This is a genomic window from Catellatospora methionotrophica (assembly GCF_011297335.1).
In the GTDB taxonomy this organism is placed as follows: Bacteria; Actinomycetota; Actinomycetes; order Mycobacteriales; family Micromonosporaceae; genus Catellatospora; species Catellatospora methionotrophica.
This window is the reverse complement of the sequence record NZ_JAAOTJ010000012.1, coordinates 76,685-103,589: the sequence shown is the minus strand read 5'-3', so window position 1 is coordinate 103,589 and position 26,905 is coordinate 76,685. Positions and strand designations below refer to the sequence as shown.

The following is a 26,905-nucleotide window of genomic DNA, read 5'->3' as shown; positions in this document are numbered from 1 at the left end:
CTCCGCCGCACGGCGGTCGGCGCACGCTCCGGCGCTAGGATCTGCCCATGCCACTGACCCCGGACGACGTCGACCGGTTCGTGGCTGCCAGGCCGCGCCTGGAGGCCATCGCCTACCGCCTGCTCGGCTCCGCCGCGGAGGCCGAGGACGCCGTGCAGGAGACGTTCCTGCGCTGGCAGGCCACCAACGCCGACCGGATCGAGGTCCCCGAGGCCTGGCTGACCAAGGTCCTCACCAACCTGTGCCTCAACCAGCTCACCTCGGCGCGGGCCCGCCGCGAGACGTACGTCGGCGAGTGGCTGCCCGAACCGCTGCTCGCCGGTGACCCGATGCTCGGCCCCGCCGACACCGCCGAGCAGCGCGAATCGGTGTCCTACGCGGTCCTCACCCTGATGGAGCGCCTGTCGCCCAACGAGCGCGCCGTGTACGTGCTGCGCGAGGCCTTCGACTACCCGCACCGGGAGATCGCCGAGATCCTCGACCTCACCGAGTCCGCCAGCCAGCAGCTCCTGCACCGCGCCAAGCAGCACGTCGCCGACGGCAAGACCCGCACCGAGATCGACGCGGCCGCCGCCCGGCGCATCGTCGAGGAGTTCCTGGCGGCCGCCGTCAGCGGCCACACCGCGCCGCTGGTACGCCTGCTGACCGCCGACTCCCTCGCGATCGGCGACGGCGGCGGCAAGGTCCCCGCCCGCGCCAAGGCGTTCGAGGGCGCGGTCGCGGTCGCGAAGTTCCTGCGGGGCCTGTTCAAGCCCGCCGAGGCCAAACGGGCCATCATCGGCGGCTCGCCCGAGGTGTACGCGTCGACCGCCAACGGCGACCCCGCCGTCGTGGCGGTGCTCGACGGCCGCGTGGTCGGCATCATGTGCCTGCAGGTCACCCCCGACGGCATCGCCGCGTTCCGCAACCAGGTCAACCCCGACAAGCTGGTGCGCGCGACCGCGCACTGGGCGACCGCCGACCACGGAAAGCCGCTGCTCCACGCCTTCTGAGCGTCAAGTGAGGTGCTTCACAGCAAGTCCTGTCAGGAAACGGCGGGCCGCCCGGTTCAGGAGGCGAACCCGCGAAGGACAGGAGCCAGAAATGAAGCACCGCATCGTCGTCCTCGGCGCCGGATACGCCGGAGCCATCGCCGCCGGCCGCCTCGCCAAGCGCCTGCACCGCGAGGACGTCGCCATCACCCTCGTCAACGCCGACCCCGACTTCGTCGAGCGGGTACGCCTGCACCAGCTCGCCGCCGGCCAGGACCTCAAGCCCCGCCCGCTGGCCGACATGTTCTCCGGCACCGGCGTGGCACTGCGACTCGGCCAGGTCACCGCCGTCGACCCCGACCGCAAGGCCGTCACCGTCACCGACGGCACCGGCGAACTGCCCTACGACACGCTCGTCTACGCCCTCGGCAGCGGCTGGAACAGCCAGAATGTGCCGGGGACAGCCGAGTACGCGTACCAGATCGCCAGCCGCACCGGCGCGCTCCGGCTGCGCGAACGCCTCGCGGGGCTCGCCGCCGGGCAGACCGTGGTCGTCGTCGGCGGCGGCCTCACCGGCCTGGAGGCCGCGACCGAGATCGCCGAGGCCCGCCCCGACCTCGACGTGGCCCTGGCCGCCCGCGGCGACCTGGGCGACTGGCTCTCCCCCAAGGGCCGCGACCACCTGCGCAAGGTCCTTGGCAAGCTCGCCATCACCGCGTACGAGCACGCCGCCGTAACCGAGGTGACCGCCGAGCACGTCGCCACCGCCGACGGCCGGATCATCCCCGCCGCCGTCACCGTCTGGACCACCGGCTTCGCCGTGCACCCGATCGCCCAGGCGAGCACCCTGAAGGTCACCGGCACCGGGCAGATCGTCGTCGACGGCACCATGCGCTCGGTCTCGCACCCCGACGTGTACGCCATCGGCGACGCCGCCCTGGCACTGGGCGCCGGGGACAAGCCGCTGCGCATGTCGTGCGCGTCGGGCACCCCGATGGCCTGGCAGGCCGCCGACACCATCGCCGCACGGCTGACCGGAGGCAAGCTCCCGACCGGCCACCTGCGCTACTTCAACCAGTGCATCTCGCTGGGGCGCAAGGAGGGCCTGATCCAGTACGTCACCGCCGACGACGTCGCCAAGCCCGCCGTGCTGACCGGGCGGCTCGCCGCCGCGTACAAGGAACTGATCTGCAAAGGCGCAGCCTGGGGCGTGGCCAACCCGACCCTCGGGCTGCCCGCCAAACGCCACCACGTCACCCGGGAGCACACCGGTCCGGCCGTCGCCGCGACCGCGTAGCCGCACCCGGCGAGCGGCTTACCAGCCATGATCACTGTTTCGGGTCAGAACCTGCGGTCTAATCCGAGGTTTTGACCCGAAATAGCGATCATCGGCCTGGCGTGGGGCGTGGATCAGCCGTCACTCGCCCTGGCGACGGACCATCTCTTTGATCCACTCCGGCGCGAACGGGGAGGTGCAGCCGCGTGGGGTCGGATAGTCCTTGAGCACTTGCAGGCGCTCGCCGATGTCCAGCGCGCGGGCACGGTACGCGGGGTGCTCGATGCCGATCTGGGCCAGGCAGTGGTTCATCGCCCACTGCAGGCGCTCGGGGGCGTCCCCCATCTCCGCCTCGATGGTGTCGAGCAGGCCGGGCAGGTCCAGGCCGTCGGGCTGCTTGGCCACCCGCTCGACGGTCAACGCCCAGCCCGCGCTGGCGACCACCGGATCCGGGTCGGCGAACCAGGCCCGACGCAGGTCCTCGGCATGCGCGCCCTTCTTCACCACATAGTTCACCAGCCAGTCGTGCACCTTCGGGGCACGCGCCTCGCGCAGCATCGCGTCCAGCTCGTCGCGGGTGTACGCCTTCGGGCGGCAGACCAGCAGCGCCAGCAGACGTGCTGCGGTGTCACCGGTGGCCCAGAGGTCGCGGGCGAGATCCTGCTGCGTCTTCAGCCGCTTCGCGATCCCGCGCAGCTTGCCGAGGTTCACGCCGTGATCGTCACCGTGCTTGGCGTTGATCTCTCGCGCCCTGGGTTCGTCGAGCGTGGCCAGCTCGGCCATCAACTCGGCGACCGTCGTCCCGGCCAGCACCGCCTCGGCCATGTCAGCTCCCTGTCCCTCGTCTGGCGCGCCCAGCCTACGACGGCCGCCGTGCCTGGATGCCGGGCGCCGTGATTTGTGGCAGCCTACGGCCCGCAAGCACCGTCGGGCCTCCCGCTTCGCCGGACAGGCGCGGATCAACTCGCTTCCCTCGAACACCGCCACACCAACGGCGGCTAGGTGTTCCGTAGGCTGGTGCCAGGCAAGCAGCCGCGACGAGTCGTCGCCTACCGGATCATCGCCCGGAGCACGCATGAGGGGAAGCCGGCGTGACAGAGACGAGCGTGCCGCTCGACGTTCGCGAGGACGTCGAGATGCTGTGGGACTACCACGACCTGCACCATGCCGCCCGTCGATGTGACGTGGGGATCGGCCTGGGCAGTCACGACCTGGGCGTGGCCGTGGTCGCGGTCGACCTGTTCCACCGAGGGATGTTCCCACATCTGGTCTTCACCGGGGCGAACGCGCCGACCACCGTGGAACGGTTCCCGCAGGGTGAGGCCGTGGCATACCGCGAATACTCCGTCGCCCACGGGGTGCCCGAGAACGTCATATTGATCGACACCATGGCGGCCAATACCGCAGAGAACCTGACCTTCTCCCGCGCGCTGCTGGCAGCCAACGGCATCGAGGTGCGCTCGGTGCTGCTCATGTCCCGCCCGTATCAACAGCGGCGGGCTTATGCGACGTGCCGGAAGATGTGGCCCGAGGTGGATGTCGTGTGCCGGTCACAAGCACTGGGGCTGGATGATTACCTGACGAGTATCGGCGATCCGAAGAAGGTCGTCGACATGCTGGTCGGGGACACACAGCGCGTCGAGGTGTACGCCGATCGCGGCTTCGCCATCCCACAGCCGATGCCCCCGCAGGTCAGGAAAGCTTTCGATCGTCTTGTGGCGAAGGGATACACCAGTCGGCTGGTGTAGTCACCAGGGCGTCGAAGAACTCACGCCCATGCGACAGGCGAGGTCGACGGCCACCCGTGGCGGCCGGGGCCTGGTCAGTATTTCCCTGACGACCATGCGGGAGAGCTGGTGGTATCGAACTTGGTCAGGTGAGATCAGTTCAGCTTCAAGCAGGTGCCTCAGCGACTCGTCCACCCGGTTGTGCCGGACGAACGCACGGGCGAGCTCAATCGAGTGCCTTACTCGACGTTCCACGGGCAGGGCGCTGGTGTCGAGATCGGGACCGATGGCAATGGCACGCTGCACGTCCCCGAACTCCAGCGCCACGCATACCTGATGAATGGTGACGTTGGTAGGGCCGAACGCGGTCCATACGTGGTTGGCGTCACCGCCCAGACGGAAGGCAGAATCGCCTGCTTCGGCGAGATGTGTGTTGGCCGACTGGCGGTCATCATCACGTGCTGCCGAGAGCGCGCACATCAGATGAAGGCTGCCGTAGACCGACAGCAAACGTGGCGTGGGCCGCGACGTCCAGGGCTGGAGAAACTCAGCTGCGGCGGCACCGAGGGCACGCGCCTCCCGGTACTCGCCATTAGTCGTCAGAGCATGCGCTGCCGAACGGCTCAATGACCCGACCACCACAATGTCCTCGCTGGCGTTCGCGGCGGTCAGGCCACGGCTTGCGGCGATCCACGCCAGATCAGCCTCGCCCAGTTTGGTCAGAAACAGCGTTGCCACCTGATGGGTGTAGGCCACGAGCGCATGGGCACGCAGGCGCTAATCGCCAACCAGGTGGTGTTCTGCCGTGAGGCAGTCGGCTATACGCAATTGCTTCCGACCTACTCGCTGATACGGCCGTACACACAACGGAATGGCGGCTGATCCACGCTCCTGACCCCCATCTCCCATGGACACGGTCAGGAAGGAGAGACCGGGCGACGAAGGATCGCATCACCTTCCGGAGCTCGGTCTCTCCCGGCGTTCACCGCGCCGCGAGCACCGCCAGCTGGGCCAGGATCGACGGGTCGGTGATCTTCTCGTCCTCGGCCAGCAGCAGCACCTTGCTGAGCACGACACTCGTCATCGGATCATCGTCGGCGAACGGCAGGAACAGCCGCCGGTGCGGCTTGCCGCCGAACCCGGCCGGAACCACGCACAGGTAACCGCCCGGCTCGACGTGGATGCTGCCGCTGGTCAGGTGCACCCGGTAGACGGCCCGCGAGCCGCGTACCACCGCGGTCGTGCCCTCGACGGTGACCCGCCGCAGGCCCAGGTCGTCGATGAGGGCGGCGAGCACCTCGGCGCGGCTCTGCGCACGGGCCGGGGAGTCGAACCGCGCGGGGCCGGTGCCCGCGACCGAGACGACCAGATCCAGGTCCCGCATGACCTCGGAGAACACCACCGGCGGCACGTCGGCCAGCGGCACGGTGTCACGGCCCGACAGGAACCGCAGCGCGCCGATCTCCACGTCGCCCATGCCGAAGTAGCCGTGGAAGTCGCAGCTCAGGGCCGCGGTCAGCTTGCCCGCCGGACGGGTGGCCTGGTGGTCGGCGTAGTCGTCGTGGGTGCGCCAGCCGCGCCCGGACAGCAGCTGCCCGGCGACACGGCCGGTCACGGTGTGACCCGCGAAGCGCTGCGAGGCGTCGACGGCCTCACGTTCGGCGGGCGTGAGCACATACAGCTCACGGAAGGCCTGCTTGACGGGCTGTCGCAGGCGGCGGCGGACGACCTCTGCCTGCCAGTGTGCGAGCTGCGCCGTGTCGTAGAGGTCGTACGGGTGCACCGCGTTGACCGGGCCGGTCGGATCGACGTCATCGAGCAGTCCCACTGCTCCGTTCCGGTCCCGCCACAGCAGCGCGGGCAGCATCGACGCGCCAGCGGGCAGCCTGCGCAGACCGGCGAGTTCATCGGGCGTAACCGGCGCGCCGGTGGCGACGAGCCGTTCGATCACGCCGGTCCGCAGCCGCCTGGCCTGGTCGCGCAGCAGGTCCTGGTATTCGCGGCTGGCGGTGTAGCGGGCGTCGGCGCGTACCGCTGCGGGCACGGTCTTGAGGGGTTTGGCGCTGCTGGAAACGGCGATGACCGGGTCGGGGCCGTCCATGACGACCGCGACGGTGTAGTCGCCGCACGTCCACGGGGGCGGGGTGGCCTCGGCGAGCTGGATCTCGCACTCGGTCTCCAGGCGGCTCGCGTCGGGCAGGCCCGCGACCTGCGCGAGGTGTTCGAGAGCGACCTCGACGGCGGCGGCGTGGCTGTGCCGCCGGTTCGGGCCGAGCTTCGGTCCGCGCTTGGCGACCTCCCGCAGCGTGGTGTAGCGGTCGGGCACCGTCTCGCCCTCGGCGAGCGGCAGCATCCCGTACGCCGCGATGCCAGCCAGGGCGTTGTTCTTGACGCGTTTGAGCACCGCCGCGCGGTTGCCACCCAGGGCCGCGCTGACCAGCTCCGACGGTGTCAGTTTCAGCAACTTCGCGGTCACATCGGGTCCGGCTGTCGCGGCCGCCGCCAGGATCTGCGCGCGGTCGTGGCGGGCCACCCCGGCCGCCTCGATCTCGTCGATCAGCCGCAGCAGCGCCACCGCCGGGGCGAGCCCGAGCACGGGCAGCAGCGCCTCGGCGTCGCCGGCCGGGCGGCGCAGCGCGAAGGCGCGCAGCTGGACCTCCAGGGGCTGCCCGGCGAGGTGTGCCGCCAGTTGGGCCCGCTCGGCGTCGGACAGCTCGGCTGCGCCGAGGCGCTGCCCGGTCCGGTCCTCGCCGGTCCAGTCCAGTGCCCGCAGCACGAACCGCAGCCCGCGCGGCACGATGACCTGCGGCAGCTCGTGGTCGGGCACTCCGGCGGCGGTCATCCGCCACAGCATCGCGTCGACGTACGGCCGCACCGCGTCGGCGCAGGCCGCGGGCGAGGGCGGCGGGCCGCCCGACGGGTCGCGGCCCACGATGGTGTTGCCCAGCCACCGGTCCACGGTGAAGGCGTGCTCGATGAGCGGCGCGTCGAGCGCGTCGTGTGCGTGCAGCGCGTCGAGCAGCCGGGTCACGGCGGGCCGGGTGACCCGACCGAGCGGGGTCAGCACCAGCACCCGCATCGCGGCGGCGTCACCGGCCGCGATGAACGCGTCGGCCACGTCGTCGAGCTGCGGCGTGACCCAGATCGAGCAGCCCAGCAGCGCCCGCAGCGCCGCGTCGCGCGAGGCGGTCGGCCACGGCGTGTCCAGCACGGTACGCAGGTCGGCGTCGGGCGGCAGCGGGAAGGCCTCGTCGTAGGCGTCACTGAACGCCTGGTCGAGGTCGGCGGTGCGGCGTTCCAGGTTGCCGCCGGTCCGGTCGTCGCCGCGCCGCCGCTGCTCCAGGACGAGCGGGCCGAGTTCGCGCAGCAGCCCCAGGTCGCCGTCCTTCAGCGCAGCGCGCACCTGCTCGACGCGGTCCGCGAGCGCGGCGCGCTCCTGCGCGAACGCCTCGCGGTAGATGTCGTGGATCGGGTCATGGCGCAGCAGCCGGTGCGGTTCGGCCATGTCAGCCGCCGACCAGGGCGGTGAGGCGCACGAACACGACCGGCTCACCCAGGCGGAGCACGACCTGCTCGTCCAGCAGGTCGACCTGCCGCCCGCCGATGAACAGCGCGAACGTGCCGCGTTCGAACGCCCGCCAGGCGCGGGTGACCTCGGCGTCGGCGTCGGGCACCCCGTGCTGCCGGTCGGGCAGGCGGACCACACCGGTCGCGGCCTGGGCGCGGATGTCGTCATCGGTCAGGTACTGCCGGTCCAGTAGCGCCCGGCACCGGGAACTGTCGGCCTGCCAGGCACGGACCTGCTCGGCGACGGCGGCGCGGATCAGCTCACGCACCGTCGTCCGCTCCTGCGCCAGTTCCACCAGGACATCGGGCAGGCGATCCCCGCCGGGGACCCTGCTGCGCACCTCGACCCGCACCCGCGCCTCCTCACTAAGACGGCCCCGACCCTAACCGGGCCGTCCGACAACAGCGGATCACTCCGAAACGGACGTATCACCGTCCAGCCGGTGATGGCGGTCACCGTGCGTAGGCATACCTAGGCGGTCCCGGACACCCGTCTAGGTAGGTCTCGGGCAGGCAGGATACGCCGTCGCTGCGGATGGAACGGCGGTCGGGAAGGACGAGTATTTACCTCGTCAGCAAGAGGGAAAGTCAAGGACTGAGGAGTCTGCGATGTTCGGATCACCCGAGATGTACTTCGATCTCGCGAAGCTGCATCACCGAGAGCTCATCGACGAGGCCGCGAAGGAGCGGGTAGCCAACAGGCTGCATCGCCACGGCCGCAAGCGCGGCCAGGCGCGCGACAACACGACACGATGAGCACGACCAGACAGGCCCGGAAGCCGGATCACGGCTCCGGGCCTGTTCTTCTGCCCGGATGACCTGCCTGCCGCTGCCTGAGGCGTCCGCTACGAGCGTGAACGCGTCCGGCTGGCGGGAGCCGACCGGCGTCGCGGCGACCAGGATCGATCCTGACAGTCGCCACCGACCTGGAGGTCTCCCATGCTCATCGCCATCCTCGACTTCCGCACCGCTCCCGCCGACCGCGCCGCGGCCCTGGCCCAGCTCGACGCCGAGAGCGACGCGGTACGCGCCATGGCGGGCAACGTCGCGTTCCGGGTATACGCCTCCCGCGAGGACGCGTCCGCGATCGCCGTCGTGCACGAATGGGACGACGAGCAGTCGTTCGCCCGCTACCTCGCCTCGGACGCCTTCACCCGCTCCGGTGAGGTGATCCGCCCGCTGATGACCGCACCGCCGGTGAGCCGCCGCTTCCACGCCGAACTGCGGGAGACGGTGGCCTGACCACCTACGATGTGTCCGTGCGAGGCAGCCGATGACCCGCGAGGCGTACAGCTTCGTCCGCACGTTTCCTGCGGAGCCCGCCCGTGAACTGCGCGTGGACCGCCACTACCTGCTCTGCGCCTCCGCGGGCACGCTGCGGCTGGAGGCGCAGGGCCAGGCGTGGCTGCTGCCCCCGGCGCGGGCCGCCCTGATCGAGGCGGGCCGCCCGATCCAGGTCAGCATCCCGCAGCCGGTCACCACGGCATCGGTGCTGTTCGACCCGGCGTTCACCGCCGCCCCGCCGTCGCCGCTGACGGTGTTCGACCTCGATCCCCTGGCCCGCGCGCTGGTCGGCGAGTGCGCGGCCTGGGGCGAGAGCGACGAGCCCCTTCCGGCGTACGCCAGGACGATGTTCGCCGCACTCGCCGCCGTGACCTGGCGGCTGGCCGAACGCCCGAGCCCGGTCGTCGTGCCCGCCGGACGATCGCCGGAGCTGCGCCGGGCTCTCGCGGCGACCGAACGGCTGCTCGGCGGCGAGGTGACCTTCGAGGACATCGCGGCCGAGGTCGGCCTCGCGCCGCGCTCGCTGGCCCGGCGGTTCGCCCAGGAGACCGGCCTGACCTGGCAGGCGGTGCTGCGCCGGATGCGGGTGCTGCGCGCCGTCGAGGAACTCGCCGGCGGCGACGCCCCGGTGACCCGGATCGCGTACGCCGTCGGCTACACCTCGCTGTCCGCGTTCAACACCGCTTTCCGCGACCTGACCGGCCGCACCCCGACGCAGTACCGCGCCAGCTTCCGCCCCTGACGGGCCTCAACGGATCACTCCGAAAGGGACGTATCGCCGTCCCGTCGGTGATCGCGGTCACCGCGCGTAGGCATACCTAGGCGGTCCCGGACACCCGTCTAGGTAGGTCTCGGGCAGGCAGGATACGCCGTCGCTGCGGATGGAACGGCGGTCGGGAAGGACGAGTATTTACCTCGTCAGCAAGAGGGAAAGTCAAGGACTGAGGAGTCTGCGATGTTCGGATCACCCGAGATGTACTTCGATCTCGCGAAGCTGCATCACCGAGAGCTCATCGACGAGGCCGCGAAGGAGCGGGTAGCCAGCAGGGTGCACCGCCACGGGCGCAAGAGCCGCCAGGCGCGCGACCACACGGCGCGATGAGCACGACCAGACAGGCCCGGAAGCCGCACGACGGCTCCGGGCCTGTTCCTTTTGCGTCTGCTGTGGCGGTCAGGCCTTGGCCATGGCGGCACGGGCGCGCATGAGGCCGGGGATCAGCTCGCCCTCGGCACGGGCCCGGTCCAGGATGCGCGACCACCAGGCGAGATCGTCTAGCATAATCTTCATGCTGACGTCGGCGGCCGGGTTGACCGGCGCACCGGCCGCGTCGAAGGCGGCGTTGACGAACGGCAGCACCACAGTGTTGCGCAGGGCGACCGTCTCGGTCTCGACGAACACGTGCGCCAGGTGCTCGATGGCCCGGATCGCGCCGCTGATGCCGTTGCTGTAGCCGACCGTGCCGACGGGCTTGTTGCGGAAGCCGAACGACAGCCACACGCTGTCGATCGCGTTCTTCAGGCCGCCGGGGATGCTGTGGTTGTACTCGGGGGTGACGACGAGGAACGCGTCGGACTCCTTGATCTTCTTGTTCCACGCGCGGACGACCGGGTCGGAGTAGGTCGGGTCGCTGATGTCGCCGATGGATCCCATGTGCTCGGCGAAGATCGGCAGTGGCCAGTCGCGCAGGTCCGCGACCTCCACCTCGAAGCCGCCGTGTTCGCGGGCGCGGGACACGACCCACGGGGTGACCAGATCCGCGGCCCGGTTGGGGCGGACGCTGCCGACGATGACCAGAAGCTTCGACATGAGTGTTCTCCCTGGTGAAACGGTGCGCATGCAGACCTCGACCGGCCCGATAAAGTCAACGTAGCATACTGTACGTGCCACGTACTATCGCCACCGTGTACCGTAGAGCCGTGAGTGAGACGGCACCGGTGGCGACCGGCACCCGCGCGGCCATCGGCCCTCATCTCGCCGCACCCGGCACGCTCGACCTGGCCGCCGGGCTCATCCAGCTCACCGCCAGGGTCCAGGCCGTCTACGCGCGTATCTCCGAGCGCCACGACCTCACCCCGGTGCAGGCGAAACTCCTGTGCACCCTGCTCGCCGGCCCCCGGGGCATGGCCGAGCTGGCCCAGCGCCTGGGGGTGGAGAAAGCGGCGATGACCGGCCTGATGGACCGGGCCGAGCGGCGCGGCATGGCACGCCGGTCAGCCGTGCCAGGCGACCGGCGGTCCCTGCAGGTGAGCCTCACCGACGCCGGACGGGACGCCGCCTCCGCGTTCCATGCCGAGGTCGGCGCGGAGCTCCAGGAGCTGGTTGCGCCCCTCGCACCGGCATCCCGTGAGCAGTTCCGCGCGGCGCTGGCGGAGATCGTCGGCACCGGCTGCGGACCCGCGCCCAACTGCCGCTGACGCGGGCCGGGATCGCGCGAGGCTCCGTCCGGTTTCGCCAAGAGTCCGGTGGGCACCTGTATGCCATGCATCTGCCCATCAATCATCGCAAGCGGCCCCTGTGGCGACTGCTGGCCGGTTTGTCCAGCCTGTACCTGCTGGCGTTCGGCCTGCTCGGCGTGATCGCCACGGCCGGGCTGGGCTTCTTCGACGACAGCGACACCCGGATGCTCGGCCTGCGCGTCAATCCCGCCCTGGCGTGGCTGTGCGCCGTGCTCGGCGCGGTCGCGCTCGCCGCGACGATCATCGGCCGTGACGCCGCGATGATCGTCCACCTCGGCGTCGGCGGAGTGCTGATCCTCGGCGGACTGGCGGCGCTCGCGCTGCTGTCCACATCGGCGAACAAGCTCAGCCTCGACCTGTCCACCTGCGTCGTCGCGTTCCTCGTGGGCTCTGTCCTGCTGACCGCCGGGCTTTACGGCAAGACCGGGCCGCCCCGCGAAGCCGTCGTCGAGGAGGTGCTGCGCCACAGCACCCGTCCCGGTGACAAGTTCGCCGTCGAACCGAACGCCGAATAGTCAGGCGTCTCCGTCGGGCGTTCACCGGGGCGAGGTCCGTAGCCAGAGACCTGTGCCCCGGAACCCGCCGGACAGGAACGCCAGCGCCACCGCCAGCACTGCGAAGGTGAGTGCGGCGCGGCCGAAGCGCTCGGACGACAAGGCGTCGACCGCCAGCGGGCCGAGGGCCTGCCCCGCCAGCAGCACCACGGCCACGCCGATCCGGGCTGTGCGTACGCCCCGTCATGAGGCCCGATCGTGCCACGTCCCCGGCCCACCGGCCAGGCTCCACGTGGATGGAGGCCTGGCCGGTGGTGTCGGTTACTGGAACGAGATGTGGTCGATGACGACCGTGGAGTTGCCGCCGTACCAGAAGCCCATGGCGAGCTGGGACGGACTGTTGCGGTTGATGCCGTTGGCGACCATCGGGATCTTGATGTCCTGGTAGGACGTCGTGATCACCGGGTGCGCGCCGCCGTCGAGGGTGAAGTCGGCGAACAGCTTCGTCGACCCGCCCAGGCCCAGGTTGAAGTGGTTCTGCTCGCCTCCGGCCGCGCCCTTGACGCGTACGACGAGGTAGGTGCGGGTGCTAAGGTCCACGCCGACGTCGGAGCCGAACCAGCCGCAGGCGTTGTAGCGCAGGCTCAGCGCCCCGCCGGTGACGACGCCGGAGCCGCCGCCGTCGAGGAAGCAGTTCGCCCCGGTCCACTTGCCGAGGTCGTTCTGCGTCGCGGAAGGGTACGCGGGGGTGCCGTCGAAGTTGTCGAGCACCAGCCCGGTCGGCGGCGGCGGGGTCGCGTCGGTGGTGACCGTGACGGTGTTGCTGGCCGCCGACCGGTTTCCGGCCGTGTCCCGGGCCTTTACGGTGTAGCTGTACGCCGTCGACGCGGTCAGGCCGGTGTCGATGTACGACGTGCCCGTCGGGCTGCCGACCAGCGTCGACCCGCGGAACACCTCGTATCCGGTGACGCCCACGTTGTCCGTCGACGCCGTCCAGGACAGCGACACGCTCGTGTCGGACTTCGACGGCGAGGACAGGGTCGGGGTGCTGGGCAGGGTGCAGTCGCCCGAGCAGCCGGTCGTGGTCGCCGACACCGTCGCCGAGGAGCCGGAGGCGTTGCCCGCGGCGTCGACCGCGCGGACCGCGTACTGGTAGGTCTGCCCCGGTGAGCGGCCGGGGTCGGTGAACGTGGTGCCGGTCGGGGTGCCGACCTGCGTACCGCCACGGAACACCTGGTAGCCGGCGACCCCGACGTTGTCGGTGGACGCGGTCCAGGACAACGACACGCTCGTGTTCGTCACCCCGGACACGGTCAGGCCCGACGGGGTCGACGGGGCCGTGCAGTCGCCGGTGCAGGAGCCGACGGTCACCGAGGAGGCGAGCACGTTGTAGCCCTTGGCCGCGTCCCAGATGCCGGTGTTCGCCAGCCGGATCGCGTACTCCGGGCGGGCCTGCAGCGCCGAGGCCGGGTCCGGCAGCCACAGGGCCAGCTTGTAGCTGCCCGCCGCCGCGCCGCCGGGCACGGTGACGCTGCCGGTGACGGTGCTCGCGCCGGCCAGCCAGGTGCGCGGGTCGACGCTGCTCAGGGGCAGGTTGTAGCGGTTGGTGCCGTTGTCGAGCACCAGGTACGCGGTGCGGCCTTTGACGAGGCCGGACCAGCCGTCGTTGGACAGGTGCGCGGTGAGGGCGAGGCTGCCGCCGGGGGCCACCGTGGTGGGGAAGGTGGCGTCGAGCAGCCTCAGCCGATACCCCATCTTGCGTTTGATGCGGGTGAAGCAGGTCTCGGCCGGGTCGTTGCCGCTCGCGGCGAGGTTGGCGGCCTTCCACTTGTCGGTGTTGACCGCCGCGTAGTCCTCGTTGATCTCGGTGAAGTTGAGCTTGTTCATCTCGGTCTGCGCGTTGACGCAGGCGGCGTCGTTGTAGCCGTCCGCGCCGCAGGTCTCACCGCCGACCATCTTGTTGAACCCGGTCGAGGTGGCCAGGTCGTACATCCACTGCTTCTTCTGCTCGATGTAGAACCAGCCCATCCACGACGGGTTGTCGTAGGTCCCCATGTCGTTGAGGTCGGCCAGGAAGCAGTCGTTGTGGAAGCTGATCCGGTCCTTCTGCGCCTGGGTCAGCGTGCAGCCCTCGGGCACCACGCAGGAGGTCGGGTCGATCATCTCCTTGATGTAGATCGGGTAGCGCATCGCCAGCGGGATGCTCGCCGGGGTGGTGTCGGCGATCTTCTTGACGATGCGGTACCGGGCGGGGGCCTCCTCGGCCGAGGACGGGTTGGTCAGGGTGCCGGTGTGCCACTCCCCCCACGCCCCCAGGTAGCCGGTCTCCAGGTGCAGCACCACGTCGGCGTTCGCGGTGATCACGGCGTTGAGCTGGGCGATGTGGGCGAGGATCTGGGATTCGGCGACGCTGGCGTAGCCGTCCCAGGTGTACGCCGGGCGGAGCACGATCTTCATGCCCGCGGTGCGGACCGCGGCCAGGCCGGAGGTCAGGTTGTCCAGCAGCGCCTGCGGCAGGGCCTGGGTCTTGTACTTGTCGAGGTGAACGTAGCTGTGCACCAGGGTGTTGCCGTTGGCCTTCGCGCGGGCGAAGGTGCGGTCGAGCAGGTCGGGGTTGAAGCCGGGGATGGTGGCGGCGTTGACGTAGTCGTTGACCGCCGGGTCGTTGATGATCTCGTAGCGGTTGTGGTAGCCGCGTTCCGGGTTGGCGAACGCGGTGGACAGATCCGCCTGGTAGGTGACGGTGGCGGCCTGGGCGGGCGCGGCACCGACCGTCACGACCGCGAGCGCGGCCAGTAACGTTGTCGCGGTGAACATCCGCAGACTGCGGGTGGGCATGGATGGCCTTCCTGTGCGTCGGGAGGGTAGGCCGCCTGGCCGGGTCGGGAGCCCTGCCAGGCGGCCGGCTTGTGTTACTGGAACGAGATGTGGTCGATCGAGACCGTGGAGTTGCCGCCGTACCAGAAGCCCATGGCGAGCTGGGACGGGCTGTTGCGGTTGATGCCGTTGGCGACCATCGGGATCTTGATGTCCTGGTACGCCGTCGTGATCACCGGATGCGCTCCCCCGTCGAGGGTGAAGTCGCCGAAGACCTTCGTCGACCCGCCCAGCCCGAGGTTGAAGTGGGCCTGCTCGCCACCGGCCGCGCCCTTGATCCGCACGACGAGGTAGGTGTACGGGCTGAGGTCGACGCCGACGTCGGAGCCGAACCAGCCGCAGTTGTTGTAGCGCAGGCTCAGCGCGCCGCCGGTGACCGCGCCGTTGCCGCCGCCGTCGAGGAAGCAGTTGCCGCCGGTCCACTTGCCGAGGTCGTTCTGGTTCGCCGACGGGTATGCGGGGGTGCCGTCGTAGTTGTCGAGGACCAGGCCGGTGGGCGGCTGCGGTGCGCTGCTGGTGGTGACGGCGACGGTGTTGCTGGCCGCCGACCGGTTCCCGGCCGCGTCCCGGGCCTTGACGGTGTAGCTGTACGCCGTCGACGCGGTCAGGCCGGTGTCGGTGTACGACGTGCCCGTCGGGCTGCCGACCAGCGTCGAGCCACGGAACACCTCGTAGCCGGTCACGCCCACGTTGTCCGTGGACGCCGTCCAGGACAGCGACACGCTCGTGTCGGACTTCGACGGCGAGGACAAGGTAGGTGAACTCGGGGCAGTGCAGTCACCCGCGCAGCCCGTGGTCGTCGCGGACACCGATGCGGACGAATTGGACACGTTTCCGGCGGCGTCGACCGCTCGGACCGTGTACTGGTACGTCTGCCCCGGCGACCGTCCGGAGTCCGTGAACGTGGTCCCCGCCGGCGAACCGGCGAGCACCCCGTCGCGCAACACCTGGTAGCCGGTCACACCGACGTTGTCGGTGGACGCCGACCACGACAGCGACACGCCCGTGTTGGTCACCCCGGACACGGCCAGGCCGGACGGGGTCGACGGGGCGGTGCAGTCACCCGTGCAGGTGCCCGACGTCGACACGTTGCCCAGGTTGACCCAGCCGTCCGCGCCCTGGTTGCTGTTGGCGAACGACAGCGGCAGGCGCGGCCGCCACTGGTCGATGATCCAGTCGGTGAGCCGGCTGGCCGCCGGGCGGGCGCGCAGCACGTCGGCAGTGACCGCTTCCAGGGGGTTGCGCACCTTCAGGACCAGGCTGTACGCACCGGCGGGAACGCCCGCCGTGCTGACGGTCGTGGAGAAGTTCACCGGGCGGCCGAAGTCGAGGTACTTCGGGTCGGCGCCCACGTTCCAGTCCGGGAACGCGCGGATCTTCAGCGGCTGCACGGTACGCAGGTCCCAGCTGGTGTCCCAGGTCTTCACCACCGAGCCGGCGCTGTTGCGCAGGCCGAGCTGCACCGTCCACGGGTAGTAGAACGGGGCGACGCCGTCGTTCTGCATCGTGACGCCGACCTTGAAGCTGCCCGCGGCGGTCGCGTTGAAGTTGGCCTGCGGGATGTGCAGGTTGTAGCCCATCTTGCGGACCCCGGCGGAGACCTTCGGGTCGCTGGTGCTGTAACCGCCCGCGCCGGTCTGGTTGATCATCCAGGTGATGTGGGTGAGCTCGGTCGCCGCGAGCACGTCGTCGACCTGCCCGGACCCGCCCGGCCAGTTCGCGTAGAGGGTGCCCTGGATCTCGGGCCGGGCCTCGCCGCCGATGGACTGGGTCACCCACCGGTTCTCGGTGCCGGTGTTGAGCTGGAGCTGCAGGAACGCGTCCTCCCAGCCGTTCATCGACATCGGCAGGGTCATGCTCTTGAGCTGCCCGCCGTTGCGGAACTCCTTGTACGGCCAGGAGTCGTCGTGGAAACCGATGTTCGCGGTCTCCGTGCCCGCGAGGGGGTAGCGGACCTCCAGCTGGATGTTGTCGAACGCCGTGTCGTACGCCCCGATGATGGTGCGGATCGTGGCGTCGGTCGGCATCAGGTCCGGGTAGCCGTCGGCCAGGTCACGGTCGTACGGCCAGGTGTGCCACTCGCCCCACAGGCCGACCAGGCCCAGCGACATGAACCCGATACGCGGGTCGGCGGTGCCGCCCGGCCCCGCCTTGTCGTAGCGGGCCGCGAACGCGTTGATGAAGGTGACCAGCGCGTTGATGACGTCCGGGTCGTCGTAGTCGGGGCTGATGGTGCCCCAGAACCCGTTGTTGCGCAGCGCCATCTTGCCGTTCAGGCACGGCGGGATGCCGTTGCCGGGGTGCGTGCCGCTGCCGCCGGGATACTCCAGGTAGAAGCGGAACGCGGTCTGGCGGCTCCAGACGGCCGCCTCGTCGAGCGCCTTGTCGAACACGCTCCAGTCGATGTTCGCGCAGTTGGCGGGGTCCTTCATCACCTCGTTGAGGGCGAAGTAGCTCCAGACCAGGCCGCCGGGGTACTTGGTGGACAGGTTGTCACCGGGGAAGAGGTAGGGGGCGAACCCCTTCAGCGGCTGGCCGAGTGCGGCGTCGGCGTAGGTGTAGGAGTGGGTGGCCAGGCTCGTGTCGGGGCCGGGCCCGGCCGCCGGGCGCGGCGGTGGGCCCGCCGGTGCGGCGGCCGCGCTGGTGGCGACCAGCGCGAGGGTCAGCGCTGCCGCCGTGGTGGCGAGCACTGTGCGCAGAGTTGGCATGAACCGTTGTTCCCTTCGGGGACGAAGTTCAGGAACAGGAAAGGGTTCGGTGCGGGGTGCCGTCGGCGGGCTGCCGACGGCACCCTGGTGCGGTGGTGCGGGGTGCCGTCAGCGGGTGGTGACGGCGCCGAGGTGCAGCCAGCCGGTGTGGGTGTCCTGGCTGGTGTTGGCGAACCGCAACGGGATGCCGTTGGGCAGCGGGTTGGCCACGCGCAGCACGATGTCGTAGCTGCCGGGGCGCAGGCCGCGGGTGTCGATGCGGGCGGTCAGCTCGGTGGGGTCCTGGCCGGGCTGGATGCCGGTCACGGTCCAGTCGGTCTTCCAGCGCTTGACGGTGCGGCCCTGGCTGTCGACGGCGGCCAGCTCAGCCCGCCAGTCGTAGTAGAAGGGCGCGGTGCCCCGGTTGGCGACGCGCACCGACACCCGGTCGCGCGACAGCGCGGCCTCGGTGACGGTCAACTCGTAGCCCAGCGACTTGGCCGCGGCCAGGGCGCGGAAGTACTCGTCGCCGGTGTAGCCGTCCGGCGCGAACGCCGCGTGGTTGATCATCCAGCTGATGTGCGTCTGGTCGACCGAGGAGGTGAAGTCCTCGTACTGGCCGCAGCTGACCGGCTGCTCGAACAGGCAGGCCTGGACCTCGGGGCGCAGCTCGCCGCCGATCGGCTCGCGCTGCCACTTGTCGGTGACGCCCTCGTCGATGAGCCGCTGCACGAAGTGCCACGACTGCACGGGCAGCGTCTCGAAGGCGAACGAGTCGTCGTGGTAGCCGATGCCCAGCTCCTTGTTCTGCGGGCTCGGGTAGCGGGCCAGCAGCCGGGTCCTGTCGAACGCGGTGTCGAAGGTGTTCAGGATCCCGGCGAGGACGTCGGTGGAGGGCATCCAGTTCTCGGGCTTGGTCCAGCCGTCGTACGGCCAGGTGTGCCACTCGCCCCAGAAGCCGATCAGGCCCAGGGTCAGGAAGCCGATGCGCGGGTCGCCGTCGTACCTGCGCCCGAGCGCGGTGATGAAGTTCTGCACGGCGCTGACCAGGCGCGGGTCGCTGTAGTCGGGGGCGACGCTGACGCCGTTGTTGCCGAAGTCGTCGTAGGCGTGCGTGGCCAGGCCCTGGTCGAGCAGGTACTGCGGGATGCCGGTCGGCTTGCCGGGGTAGTCGAGGTAGAACCGGAACACGGCCTGGTGTCCACGCGCGGCGATGGCGTTGAGCTGGCGTTCCACGGCGTCCCAGCGGAACTGCTGCGGGCCGGTCATCACGTCGCGGACCGGCAGGTAGAACCATTCCATGCTGTACGGGAAGGTCTGGTAGCTGCCCGCGTACGGCATGAAGCCCTTGAGCGGGTTGTCGGCGGGCGCGGAGGTGTACGTCAGCGGCGTCCACTGCGGCGCGGTGGGCGCGGGCCGGGCCACGGCGGGCGTGCCCGCCGCGAGGGTGAGCGCCGCCAGCACGGCGACGGTGAGGCGGACTGTTCTTCTCATGGTGGCTTTTCCTCGGTCGAGGGTGGCCGGCCGGGCGCCGTTGCCCGGCCGGTGCGGGACGGAAGGGGTCAGCTGACCGTGATGCGGTCGATGTCCGCGGTCCAGTTGGCGGAGTTCGAGATGGTGACCGTGTTGTTGCCCGCGCCCAGGTTCACCGTGACGGAGGCCGTGCCGACGGTGCTCCCGTTGGCGAGCGCCGGGAAGGTCACCGCCTGCCCGTTGACCGACGCGGTGCGCGCCACGGTCGACAGGTAGTGGAAAGTGATCGTCCGGTTGCCGCCCGAGCCGCCGGCGACGTTGTTGAACGACAGGGTCGCGCCGTTGCCGACGGAGCCGACCTTCGACCCGCCGGAGCAGGTCGCGCAGGAGACGACCACCGCCGTGCCGGTCCGGGTGTTGCCGGAGGACTCCGCCTCGTAGCTGACGGGCGTGGTGCCGCCCGCGTTGGTCGTCACGGTCAGCGATCCGGAGACGGCCGAGTAATTCCCGGCGGCGTCATAGGCCTTGACCGTGTACGTGTACGCGGTCGACGCCGTCAGCCCGGTGTCGGTGAAGCCGGTGGTCGCCGACGTGCCGACCGGGCTGCCGCCGCGCAGGATCTGGTAGCCGGTCACCCCGACGTTGTCGGTGGAGCCGCTCCACGACAGCGTGATCGCACTGGCCGTCTTGCTCGGCGAGGCCAGGCCGCCGGGGATGCTCGGCGCCGTGGTGTCGCCACCACCGCCGCCGGTCCCGGACACGGTGATCCGGTCGATGTCGGGAGCCCAGCCGCCGGGGTTGGCGATGGTGATGCTGTTGCTGCCGGCGGCGAGGTTGAGGGTGACAGTGCTGGAGCCGACCGTGGTCCAGCTGCCGGTCGACGGCAGGTTGACGGACTGCCCGTTGACCACGGCGGTGCGCGCCTCGGCCGACAGGTAGTAGATCGTCACGGTGCGCGAGCCGCCGGTGCCCCCGGCGACGTTGGTGAAGGCCATCGAGCCCCCGTTGCCGAGGTAGCCGACCTTCGACCCGCCCGAGCACGTGCCGCAGGACGCCACGACAGCGCCGCCGGTCAGCGTGTTACCCGACGCCTCAGCCTCGTAGGCCACCGCACCGCCGCCGCCCGCCGAGGTGGAGACGGTGACCGTGCTACTGGCCGCCGACCGGTTACCGGCGGCGTCACGGGCCTTGACCGTGTAGCTGTAGCTCGTCGACGCGGCCAGACCGCTGTCGGTGTACGACGTCCCGGTCGGGCTGCCGACCAGCGTTCCACCACGGAACACCTCGTAGCCGGTCACCCCGACGTTGTCCGTCGAAGCCGACCAGGACAGCGACACCGACGACGACGTCTGCCCCGTGGAGGTCAGACCGCCGGGCACCGACGGTGCCGTGGTGTCGCTGCCGCCGCCGGTGCCGACGGTGACCGCGCCCATGCCGAGCCAGCCGTCGGCGTTCTGGGTGGCGTTGGCGAACCGGAGCTTCTTGGCGTCGGCGTCGACGGTCTCCAGCGGGTTCTTGACCCGCAGCACCCACTGGTAGCTGCCCTGCGGGACCGCGGAGAGGTTGACGCTGGTCTGGAAGTACTGCGGGTAGCCGAAGTTGCGGTAGGTGGGGTCGGCGCCGACGTTCCAGTCGGGGAACGCCCGGATGGAGAGCGGCTGGACGGTACGCAGGTCCCAGGGGGTGTCCCAGGTCTGCACCACGGCACCCGAGCTGTTCTTGAGCCCGAGGGTCATGGTCCAGGGGTAGTAGAACGGGGCGACGCCGGTGTTGCTGATCTGCACGCCCACGTTCGTCGTACCGGAGGCGGTGTCCTTGAAGTAGGCGTTGCCGACGGTGAGGTTGTAGCCCATCAGCCGCACCGCGGCCGAGACGTTCGCGTCGCCGGGCGAGTACGCGGCGCTGCCCTCGTTGATCATCCAGGTGGCGTGCGCGAGCTCGATACACGCCTTGAGGTTGTCGACGCTGCCGGAACCGTTCGGCCAGGACTGGAACGCGTAGGTCTGGATCTCGGGGCGCAGCTCGCCGCCGATCGAGCTGTTGATCCACTTGTTCTCGGTGCCGGTGGCGATGTTGCGCTGCAGGTGGGCGTAGGACGCACCGCCCAGCGACGTCGGCAGGGTCACGCCCTGCAGGGGTGAGCCCTCCCGGAAGCAGAACGAGTCGTCGTGGTAGCCGATGTCGCGGCTGTTGGCAGCACCACCGGCGGCGTCGGCGTACCGGATCTCGACCTTGGTGGTGTTGAACGCGTTGTCGAAGGCGGCGACGAGCTGCGCCCCGTTGGCGTCGGTCGGCATGTAGTTGGGCAGCCCGTCACCGGTGTCGGTGTCGTACGGCCAGGTGTGCCACTCCCCCCACAGGCCGACCAGGCCCAGGTGGATGAAGCCGAGGCGGGGGTTGCCGTCGTAGCGGGCCCCGAACGCGGCGATGAAGTTCTTCAGCGCGTTGATCAGGAACGGGCTGTCGTAGTCGGGGTGCGAGACGTTCCAGGTGGCGTCGGCGCGGGTGGCGACGTTGCCGTTGAAGCACGGCGGGATGGCGTTGGCCGGGTGGCTGCCGGTGCCGCCGGGGTAGGTCATGTAGATCCGGATGGCGGCCTGGTTGCCGTAGCCGGCGGTCTCGGCCAGCATGCTGTCGATGATCGACCAGTTGTAGCTGCCGCAGTTCGAGGCGTTGTTCATGATCTCGGAGAGGCCGAAGTAGCCCCAGGTCAGCGAGTGCGGGAAGCCGTTGTTCTGGTCACCGCCGGGCGAGTAGAACCTGGCCCAGCCCTTGAGCGGGTTGTCGACCGGCCCTGCGGCGGCCGACAGCGGGTGGACCTGCAGCGTCGCGTCGGGACTCGCGGGCGCGGCGGGGCGGGGCGGCGGCCCGGCGGGGGCGGCGAGCGCGGCGGCCGGGCTGACGAGGGTCAGCGCGGCGGCCACGGTCGCTGCGGCTAGTGCGGCCAGGACGATCCTGCCGCGTGAACGGGTTTTCATGCAGCTCTCCATCGGGAGTGGGGCGGTTCTCCGGGTGGTTCAGGTGCGCGTGCTGTGCGGGCATACCGCAGCGCCGTTCCGTCAGGTACGCATAGACCCTGGTCGGAGCGTTGGCACTGCGGTTCACAGCGGGTCGGCCTCCTCGTCGTTACCGAAGTAATACGAAGAGGTGTTGACAAAATTTCGAAGGTCTACATCATTATTCGAGAGCGGGGCGGCTGGCAAGAGCCGACCGATAGACGGATCCGAGGACGTGGATGATCACGACAAAACCGCGAGACGACCGGCGGGCGGCATGGCTGTTCCTGCTGCCGGTGCTGGTCGGATTCGCCGTCTTCTACGGCTACCCGGCCGCCCGGGGCGTGTGGTACTCGGTCACCGACTACAACATGCTCAACACGGCGACGTACGTCGGCGCGGAGAACTACGCCAAGCTGCTGGCCGACGAGGCCTTCTGGAACTCCATGAAGGTCACGGCCTGGTACGTGGTGCTCAACATCGGCTCCCAGACGCTGCTGGCGCTGGGCATCGCGACGCTGATGCACCGGCTGACCCGCTCGGTGATGCTGCGGGCGACGCTGCTGCTGCCGTGGCTGGTCCCCAACGTCACCATCGGCCTGCTGTGGATGTGGCTGCTGGACACCAACCTCGGTTTCGTCAACCAGCTGCTGCACGCCGTCGGCCTGGGCCCGGTCGGCTTCTTCACCGACGAGACCTGGGCGATGCCGACCGTGGCGGGCATCAACACCTGGGCGTACACCGGCTACACGGCGCTGCTGCTCTACGCCGGGATGCTGCAGATCCCGCAGTACCTCTACGAGGGCGCGTCGATCGACGGCGCCGGGGAGTGGCGGATGTTCCGCGGCATCACCCTGCCCCTGCTGCGGCCGGTGCTGGCGCTGGTGCTGGTCGTGTCCCTGATCGGCTCGTTCCAGATCTTCGACACCATCGCGGTGACCACCAAGGGCGGCCCGGTCTCGGCCACCCAGGTCATCTACTACTTCATCTACCTGCAGGCCTTCAAGTACTTCCACCTGGGCTACGCCGCCGCGGCGGCGGTCTTCCTGGCTCTGATCCTCGGCGTGCTCACCGCGATACAGATGCGCCTGCTGCGCGCCTCGCGCTCGGACCTGGCGTGAAGGGGACGACAGACATGACCCGCAGAACCTTCAACCCCGGACGCGCGCTGGCCTGGGTGGCGATGACCGTGGTCATCGTGGTGACGGTCTTCCCGTTCTGGTGGATGATCCGCACCGCGCTCACCCCGGCCGCCGACATCTACACCGACAACGCCAGCCTGCTGCCCGAGCACCCGACAATGATCAACTTCCTCCGGGTGCTCGGCCTGACCAGCGAGGCCGAGGCCCGCGCGGCGGGCGGGTCCGGCGCGCACCTGAACTTCGCCGGGTACCTGTGGAACTCGATCGTGTACTGCGGCCTGATCGCCGGGGTGCAGACCCTGTTCTGCGCGATGGCCGGGTACGCGTTCGCCCGGCTGCGCTTTCCCGGCCGCGACCTGGTGTTCGCCATCGTGATCGCGGCGCTGATGGTGCCGCCGATCTTCACGCTGCTGCCCAACTTCATCCTGGTCAAGGACCTCGGCTGGATGAACACCATGGCCGGCATGGTCGCCCCGACGATCCTGATGACCCCGTTCGCGGTGTTCTTCCTGCGCCAGTTCTTCCTGTCGCTGCCGCGCGACGTGGAGGAGGCGGCGATCCTCGACGGCAACGGGCCGTGGGGCATCTTCTGGCGCATCGCGCTGCCGATGAGCCGCGGCCCGCTGATCACCATCGGGCTCACCACCACCGTGTGGGCCTGGAAGGACTACCTGTGGCCGCTGCTGGTCGGCCGCGACGAGGAGAACCGCCTCGTCACCGTCGCCCTCGGGGTGTTCCTGCAGCAGTCCCCCAACACCCAACCCGACTGGACCGGCCTGATGGCCGCCTCGACGCTGTCGGTCCTGCCCGTGCTGCTCCTGCTGGTCTTCGTGGGCAAGCGGCTGGTCCAGTCCCTGAACTTCACCGGTAGCAAGTGAAAACACCCCCCTCAGAAAGAAGGATCGAATGAACCGCAGATCACGGGCCGGAGCAGCGCTGCTTTCCCTGGCCGTGGTGGCCGGCCTGGCCGCTTGCAGTGGTGCCACCGAGGAGCAGGCGGGCGCGCCCGTCACCCTGAACTACTGGCTGTGGGACGACAACCAGAAGGCGTCGTACCAGCAGTGTGCCGACGAGTTCACCAAGGCCAACCCGAACATCACCGTCAAGATCAGCCAGGCCGCGTGGAACGAGTACTGGCAGAACCTGACCACGCAGATCGCGTCGGGTGACGCGCCGGACGTGTGGACCAACCAGGGGTCGTACTACCCGCAGTTCGTCAGCTCCGGCCAGATCCTCGACATCCAGCCCTTCGTCGAGGCCGACAAGGTCGACCTGTCGCAGTACCAGGGCGGCCTGGCCGACCTGTTCACCAAGGACGGCAAGCGCTTCGGCCTGCCGAAGGACTGGGACACCATGGCCCTGGTCTACAACACCGAGCACCTCAAGGCGCAGGGCATCGACGCGGCCGGCCTGGCGAACCTGACCTGGAACCCGACCGACGGCGGCTCCTTCGAGCAGGCCATCGCCAAGGCGACGGTCGACGAGAAGGGCCGCAACGGCCTGGACCCGGCGTTCGACAAGACCAAGGTCAAGGTCTTCGGCTTCCTGCCGGAGTGGGCCGACGGCTCGCAGGGCCAGAACGGCTGGGGCAACCTGGCCGCCAGCAACGGGTTCACCTACCTGGACAAGAACCCGTGGGGCACCCAGTACAAGTACGACGACCCGAAGCTGGCCCAGACCATCGACTGGTTCAAGTCGCTGAGCGCCAAGGGTTACGCCCCCGCGCTGGACAAGGCGTCCACGCTGAGCCGTGACTCCCTGCTCAACGCGGGCAAGGGCGCGATCACGTTCGCGGGCTCCTGGATGATCAACAGCTACCTGGGTGACGGCGCGAAGCTCAAGTTCGCGTTCGCGCCGCTGCCGACGGGCCCGCAGGGCCGCAAGACCGCGATCAACGGCCTGTCCGACGCGATCTGGGCCGGCACCAAGCACAAGGACGAGTCCTGGAAGTGGGTCAAGTTCCTGGGCTCGGCCGACTGCCAGAACATCGTCGGCGGCAACGGCGTGGTCTTCCCGGCCATCAAGTCCGCCAGCGAGAAGGCCCTGGCCGCGCACACGGGCAAGGGCCGTGACGTGAAGGTGTTCGTCGACGAGGCCGCCGCGCCCGGTGGCACGTTCTTCGTGCCGATCACCGAGCACGGCAACGAGATCAGCCAGCTCGTGCAGGACGCGATCCAGGCCGCGATCCTCGGCCAGACCGACTCGGCCACCTCGCTGAAGAAGGCCAACGACCAGGTCAACGCCCTGTTCAAGTAAGCCGCCCCACCGGTGCGGCGGGAGTGATCCCGCCGCACCGCCGCATTCGGACACCGCTGCGACTCACCTGCCAAGGAGAACCATGGCACTGCTCATCGAGCTGGCCGGCCACACTTTCGCCCTCGAACACGACGGCCCCGGCAGCCCGCAAGCAGCCGACGGGGGCCTGATTCTGCCGCCAGGACGCGTCGCCCTGCTGCACGGACTGGGCGACGCCCTGTTCTACCGGCACGGGCAGAACTCCTGGAGCCCTTGCGGATGGCGGCGGCTGAGCGAAGCACCGCTGCGCATCGCCAACCCGCAACGGCGCCTGACCGCCGACGACACCGTGTGGGACGACCCGTCGCACCACCACTCCTCCGCCGTGGCCGCCGTCGACGCCGGTGACGGGAACATCCTGCTGCTCGGCGCGCTCGGCCTGGGCACCCCGCGGCTGTCGGCCGACCGCGACACCCTGGCCGGCTGGTACGAGCACGGGGCGCAGCCCTGGTTCGCCGCGTACGGGCCCGAGGACGAGGTGTTCGCCGCGTACACCCGGCACCTGGCGCAGCGGCTGGGCAGCAGCGCCCGCCGCGCCGGCAACGTCTGGTGCTCCTGGTACGCCTACTACGAGACCATCACCGAGCAGCAGCTCGCCAAGGACGTCGACGACCTGCGCGGGCTGCCCTTCGACGTGGTGCAGGTCGACGACGGCTGGGAGCGGCTGGTCGGCGACTGGCAGCCCAACCACAAGTTCCCGTCCGGCATGAAGGCGCTGGCCGACCGGATCACCGACGCGGGCATGACCGCCGGGTTGTGGCTGGCCCCGTTCATCGCCCTGCCCGGCTCCGAACTCGCCCGCGAGCACCCGGAGCTGCTGCTGCGCGACGACCGGGGCGAGCACGTGATCGCCGGGCACAACTGGGGCACCGGCTACCACGCCCTGGACCTGTCCCGGCCCGCCGCGCGCGACTACCTGACCGAGCTGACCCAGCGGGTGGTGCACGAGTGGGGCTTCAAGTACCTGAAGCTCGACTTCATCAACGCCGGGGCGGCGCCGGGCGTACGGGCCGACGGCGGCGAGCGCGAGCAGTCCTACCGCGACGCCCTCGCGCTGATCCGCGAGGTCGCCGGCGACGACGTGTACCTGCTGGGCAGCGGGGCGATCCTGCTGCCGTCGCTGGGCATCCTCGACGGGCTGCGCAGCGGCCCCGACGTGGCACCCATGTGGCAGAACTACGCCAGCGACGACCCGTCCGACGCGATGGCCCGCAACGCGGTCGTCAACACCCTGCACCGGCTGTGGCACCAGCCGCTGGCCGAGGTCGATCCCGACGTCGTCTACTTCCGCAGCCGCCTGAACCTGCTCACCGAGCAGCAGTTGGCGTGGCTGCGGGACCTGGCCGACATCTGCCGGTTCCGGGCCGTGTCCGACCCGCCGAGCTGGCTGTCGGCCACGGAGCTGGACGACATGGTCGGCTACCTGTCGGCACGGCCCGACATCGCGCGGCTGGGCCGGTACGAGTACACCGTCGACGGGCGGACGGCCGACTTCACGCCGACCGTCACTCCCGCGGCGCAGGCCTATCCCATCTCCTGACATGGTCGCGGCTGTCGATGGCAGGCCCGGTCGCGCTCCCCCGCTCGGGGGCGGCGCGGCCGGGCGGCGGCGTCTGCGACGTCACCGTCTGTGGGCTTGCCATCACTCGGCGATTTTGT

General features: G+C 70.0%; 23 protein-coding genes. 13 read left to right on the top strand and 10 right to left on the bottom strand.

What is annotated here, in order from left to right; translation table 11 throughout:
* Nucleotides 1-47: 47 nt before the first annotated feature.
* Both sigJ and HAV40_RS24630 read left to right on the top strand, forming a co-directional pair.
* Nucleotides 48-992: an RNA polymerase sigma factor SigJ gene (sigJ, locus tag HAV40_RS24635; protein ID WP_166385159.1), complete on the top strand. Its 945-nt coding sequence runs from the start codon at nucleotides 48-50 to the stop codon at nucleotides 990-992.
* Between the two features lie 91 nt (nucleotides 993-1,083).
* Nucleotides 1,084-2,268 carry an NAD(P)/FAD-dependent oxidoreductase gene (locus HAV40_RS24630; protein ID WP_166385157.1) on the top strand — a complete coding sequence of 395 codons (1,185 nt, stop codon included), beginning with the start codon at nucleotides 1,084-1,086 and terminating at the stop codon, nucleotides 2,266-2,268.
* A 120-nt stretch (nucleotides 2,269-2,388) separates the two neighbouring features.
* On the opposite strand, the gene HAV40_RS24625 is transcribed toward HAV40_RS24630, so the two are convergent.
* Nucleotides 2,389-3,072, bottom strand: a complete 684-nt coding sequence (locus HAV40_RS24625) for a DNA alkylation repair protein (RefSeq protein ID WP_166385155.1) — start codon at nucleotides 3,070-3,072, stop codon at nucleotides 2,389-2,391.
* 311 nt (nucleotides 3,073-3,383) lie between these two features.
* Between HAV40_RS24625 and HAV40_RS24620 the strand changes: the two genes are divergently transcribed.
* A complete protein-coding gene (locus tag HAV40_RS24620) occupies nucleotides 3,384-3,995 on the top strand; it encodes a YdcF family protein (RefSeq protein ID WP_166385321.1) in 612 nt (203 codons plus the stop codon).
* On the opposite strand, the gene HAV40_RS24615 is transcribed toward HAV40_RS24620, so the two are convergent.
* From HAV40_RS24615 to HAV40_RS24605, 3 genes are all read right to left on the bottom strand, one after another.
* The gene (locus HAV40_RS24615; protein WP_239085726.1) at nucleotides 3,996-4,730 is read right to left on the bottom strand and encodes an XRE family transcriptional regulator; all 735 of its coding nucleotides are present in this window, start codon (nucleotides 4,728-4,730) and stop codon (nucleotides 3,996-3,998) included. It abuts the gene before it with no gap.
* Nucleotides 4,731-4,956: 226 nt separating this feature from the next.
* Nucleotides 4,957-7,479, bottom strand: coding sequence for a DUF4132 domain-containing protein (locus HAV40_RS24610; protein WP_166385153.1), 2,523 nt, complete (start codon nucleotides 7,477-7,479; stop codon nucleotides 4,957-4,959).
* A 1-nt stretch (nucleotide 7,480) separates the two neighbouring features.
* On the bottom strand, nucleotides 7,481-7,894 hold the full coding sequence (locus HAV40_RS24605; protein WP_166385151.1) for a hypothetical protein: 414 nt from the start codon (nucleotides 7,892-7,894) through the stop codon (nucleotides 7,481-7,483).
* Between the two features lie 256 nt (nucleotides 7,895-8,150).
* Here HAV40_RS24605 and HAV40_RS24600 point away from each other — a divergent pair, with 256 nt between their 5' ends.
* From HAV40_RS24600 to HAV40_RS24585, 4 genes are all read left to right on the top strand, one after another.
* Nucleotides 8,151-8,297: a hypothetical protein gene (locus HAV40_RS24600; RefSeq protein WP_166385149.1), complete on the top strand. Its 147-nt coding sequence runs from the start codon at nucleotides 8,151-8,153 to the stop codon at nucleotides 8,295-8,297.
* Between the two features lie 183 nt (nucleotides 8,298-8,480).
* The gene (locus HAV40_RS24595; protein ID WP_166385147.1) at nucleotides 8,481-8,783 is read left to right on the top strand and encodes a putative quinol monooxygenase; all 303 of its coding nucleotides are present in this window, start codon (nucleotides 8,481-8,483) and stop codon (nucleotides 8,781-8,783) included.
* Between the two features lie 31 nt (nucleotides 8,784-8,814).
* Nucleotides 8,815-9,567 (top strand): AraC family transcriptional regulator, encoded by a 753-nt coding sequence (locus HAV40_RS24590; RefSeq protein ID WP_166385145.1) that lies wholly within the window; start codon nucleotides 8,815-8,817, stop codon nucleotides 9,565-9,567.
* Nucleotides 9,568-9,780: 213 nt separating this feature from the next.
* Nucleotides 9,781-9,927, top strand: coding sequence for a hypothetical protein (locus HAV40_RS24585; RefSeq protein WP_166385143.1), 147 nt, complete (start codon nucleotides 9,781-9,783; stop codon nucleotides 9,925-9,927).
* Between the two features lie 69 nt (nucleotides 9,928-9,996).
* Here the strand turns inward: HAV40_RS24585 and HAV40_RS24580 are convergent, their stop codons facing one another.
* Nucleotides 9,997-10,632, bottom strand: coding sequence for an NADPH-dependent FMN reductase (locus tag HAV40_RS24580; protein WP_166385141.1), 636 nt, complete (start codon nucleotides 10,630-10,632; stop codon nucleotides 9,997-9,999).
* 110 nt (nucleotides 10,633-10,742) lie between these two features.
* Between HAV40_RS24580 and HAV40_RS24575 the strand changes: the two genes are divergently transcribed.
* Both HAV40_RS24575 and HAV40_RS24570 read left to right on the top strand, forming a co-directional pair.
* Nucleotides 10,743-11,240, top strand: coding sequence for a MarR family winged helix-turn-helix transcriptional regulator (locus HAV40_RS24575; protein ID WP_166385139.1), 498 nt, complete (start codon nucleotides 10,743-10,745; stop codon nucleotides 11,238-11,240).
* Nucleotides 11,241-11,305: 65 nt separating this feature from the next.
* Nucleotides 11,306-11,797: a DUF4383 domain-containing protein gene (locus HAV40_RS24570; protein WP_166385137.1), complete on the top strand. Its 492-nt coding sequence runs from the start codon at nucleotides 11,306-11,308 to the stop codon at nucleotides 11,795-11,797.
* 21 nt (nucleotides 11,798-11,818) lie between these two features.
* Here HAV40_RS24570 and HAV40_RS24565 read toward each other — a convergent pair whose 3' ends face one another.
* The 5 genes from HAV40_RS24565 to HAV40_RS38965 all read right to left on the bottom strand — a co-directional run bounded on the left by HAV40_RS24565 (nucleotide 11,819) and on the right by HAV40_RS38965 (nucleotide 21,791).
* Nucleotides 11,819-11,992, bottom strand: a complete 174-nt coding sequence (locus HAV40_RS24565) for a hypothetical protein (protein WP_166385135.1) — start codon at nucleotides 11,990-11,992, stop codon at nucleotides 11,819-11,821.
* A gap of 105 nt (nucleotides 11,993-12,097) precedes the next feature.
* The gene (locus tag HAV40_RS24560; protein ID WP_166385133.1) at nucleotides 12,098-14,614 is read right to left on the bottom strand and encodes a DUF4832 domain-containing protein; all 2,517 of its coding nucleotides are present in this window, start codon (nucleotides 14,612-14,614) and stop codon (nucleotides 12,098-12,100) included.
* Nucleotides 14,615-14,688: 74 nt separating this feature from the next.
* Nucleotides 14,689-17,361: a fibronectin type III domain-containing protein gene (locus HAV40_RS38970; RefSeq protein ID WP_166385131.1), complete on the bottom strand. Its 2,673-nt coding sequence runs from the start codon at nucleotides 17,359-17,361 to the stop codon at nucleotides 14,689-14,691.
* A 108-nt stretch (nucleotides 17,362-17,469) separates the two neighbouring features.
* Entirely contained in the window at nucleotides 17,470-18,834 is a 1,365-nt protein-coding gene (locus tag HAV40_RS24550) for a DUF4832 domain-containing protein (protein ID WP_203670959.1), read from the bottom strand.
* 68 nt (nucleotides 18,835-18,902) lie between these two features.
* Nucleotides 18,903-21,791, bottom strand: a complete 2,889-nt coding sequence (locus tag HAV40_RS38965) for a fibronectin type III domain-containing protein (protein ID WP_166385129.1) — start codon at nucleotides 21,789-21,791, stop codon at nucleotides 18,903-18,905.
* A 257-nt stretch (nucleotides 21,792-22,048) separates the two neighbouring features.
* Here HAV40_RS38965 and HAV40_RS24540 point away from each other — a divergent pair, with 257 nt between their 5' ends.
* The 4 genes from HAV40_RS24540 (at nucleotide 22,049) to HAV40_RS24525 (ending at nucleotide 26,786) form a co-directional block, all read left to right on the top strand.
* Nucleotides 22,049-22,930 carry a carbohydrate ABC transporter permease gene (locus HAV40_RS24540; protein WP_166385127.1) on the top strand — a complete coding sequence of 294 codons (882 nt, stop codon included), beginning with the start codon at nucleotides 22,049-22,051 and terminating at the stop codon, nucleotides 22,928-22,930.
* A 14-nt stretch (nucleotides 22,931-22,944) separates the two neighbouring features.
* Nucleotides 22,945-23,829, top strand: a complete 885-nt coding sequence (locus HAV40_RS24535) for a carbohydrate ABC transporter permease (protein WP_166385125.1) — start codon at nucleotides 22,945-22,947, stop codon at nucleotides 23,827-23,829.
* Between the two features lie 28 nt (nucleotides 23,830-23,857).
* Nucleotides 23,858-25,207, top strand: coding sequence for an ABC transporter substrate-binding protein (locus HAV40_RS24530; RefSeq protein ID WP_166385123.1), 1,350 nt, complete (start codon nucleotides 23,858-23,860; stop codon nucleotides 25,205-25,207).
* Between the two features lie 82 nt (nucleotides 25,208-25,289).
* Nucleotides 25,290-26,786 (top strand): glycoside hydrolase family 36 protein, encoded by a 1,497-nt coding sequence (locus tag HAV40_RS24525; protein WP_166385121.1) that lies wholly within the window; start codon nucleotides 25,290-25,292, stop codon nucleotides 26,784-26,786.
* Nucleotides 26,787-26,905 lie beyond the last annotated feature (119 nt).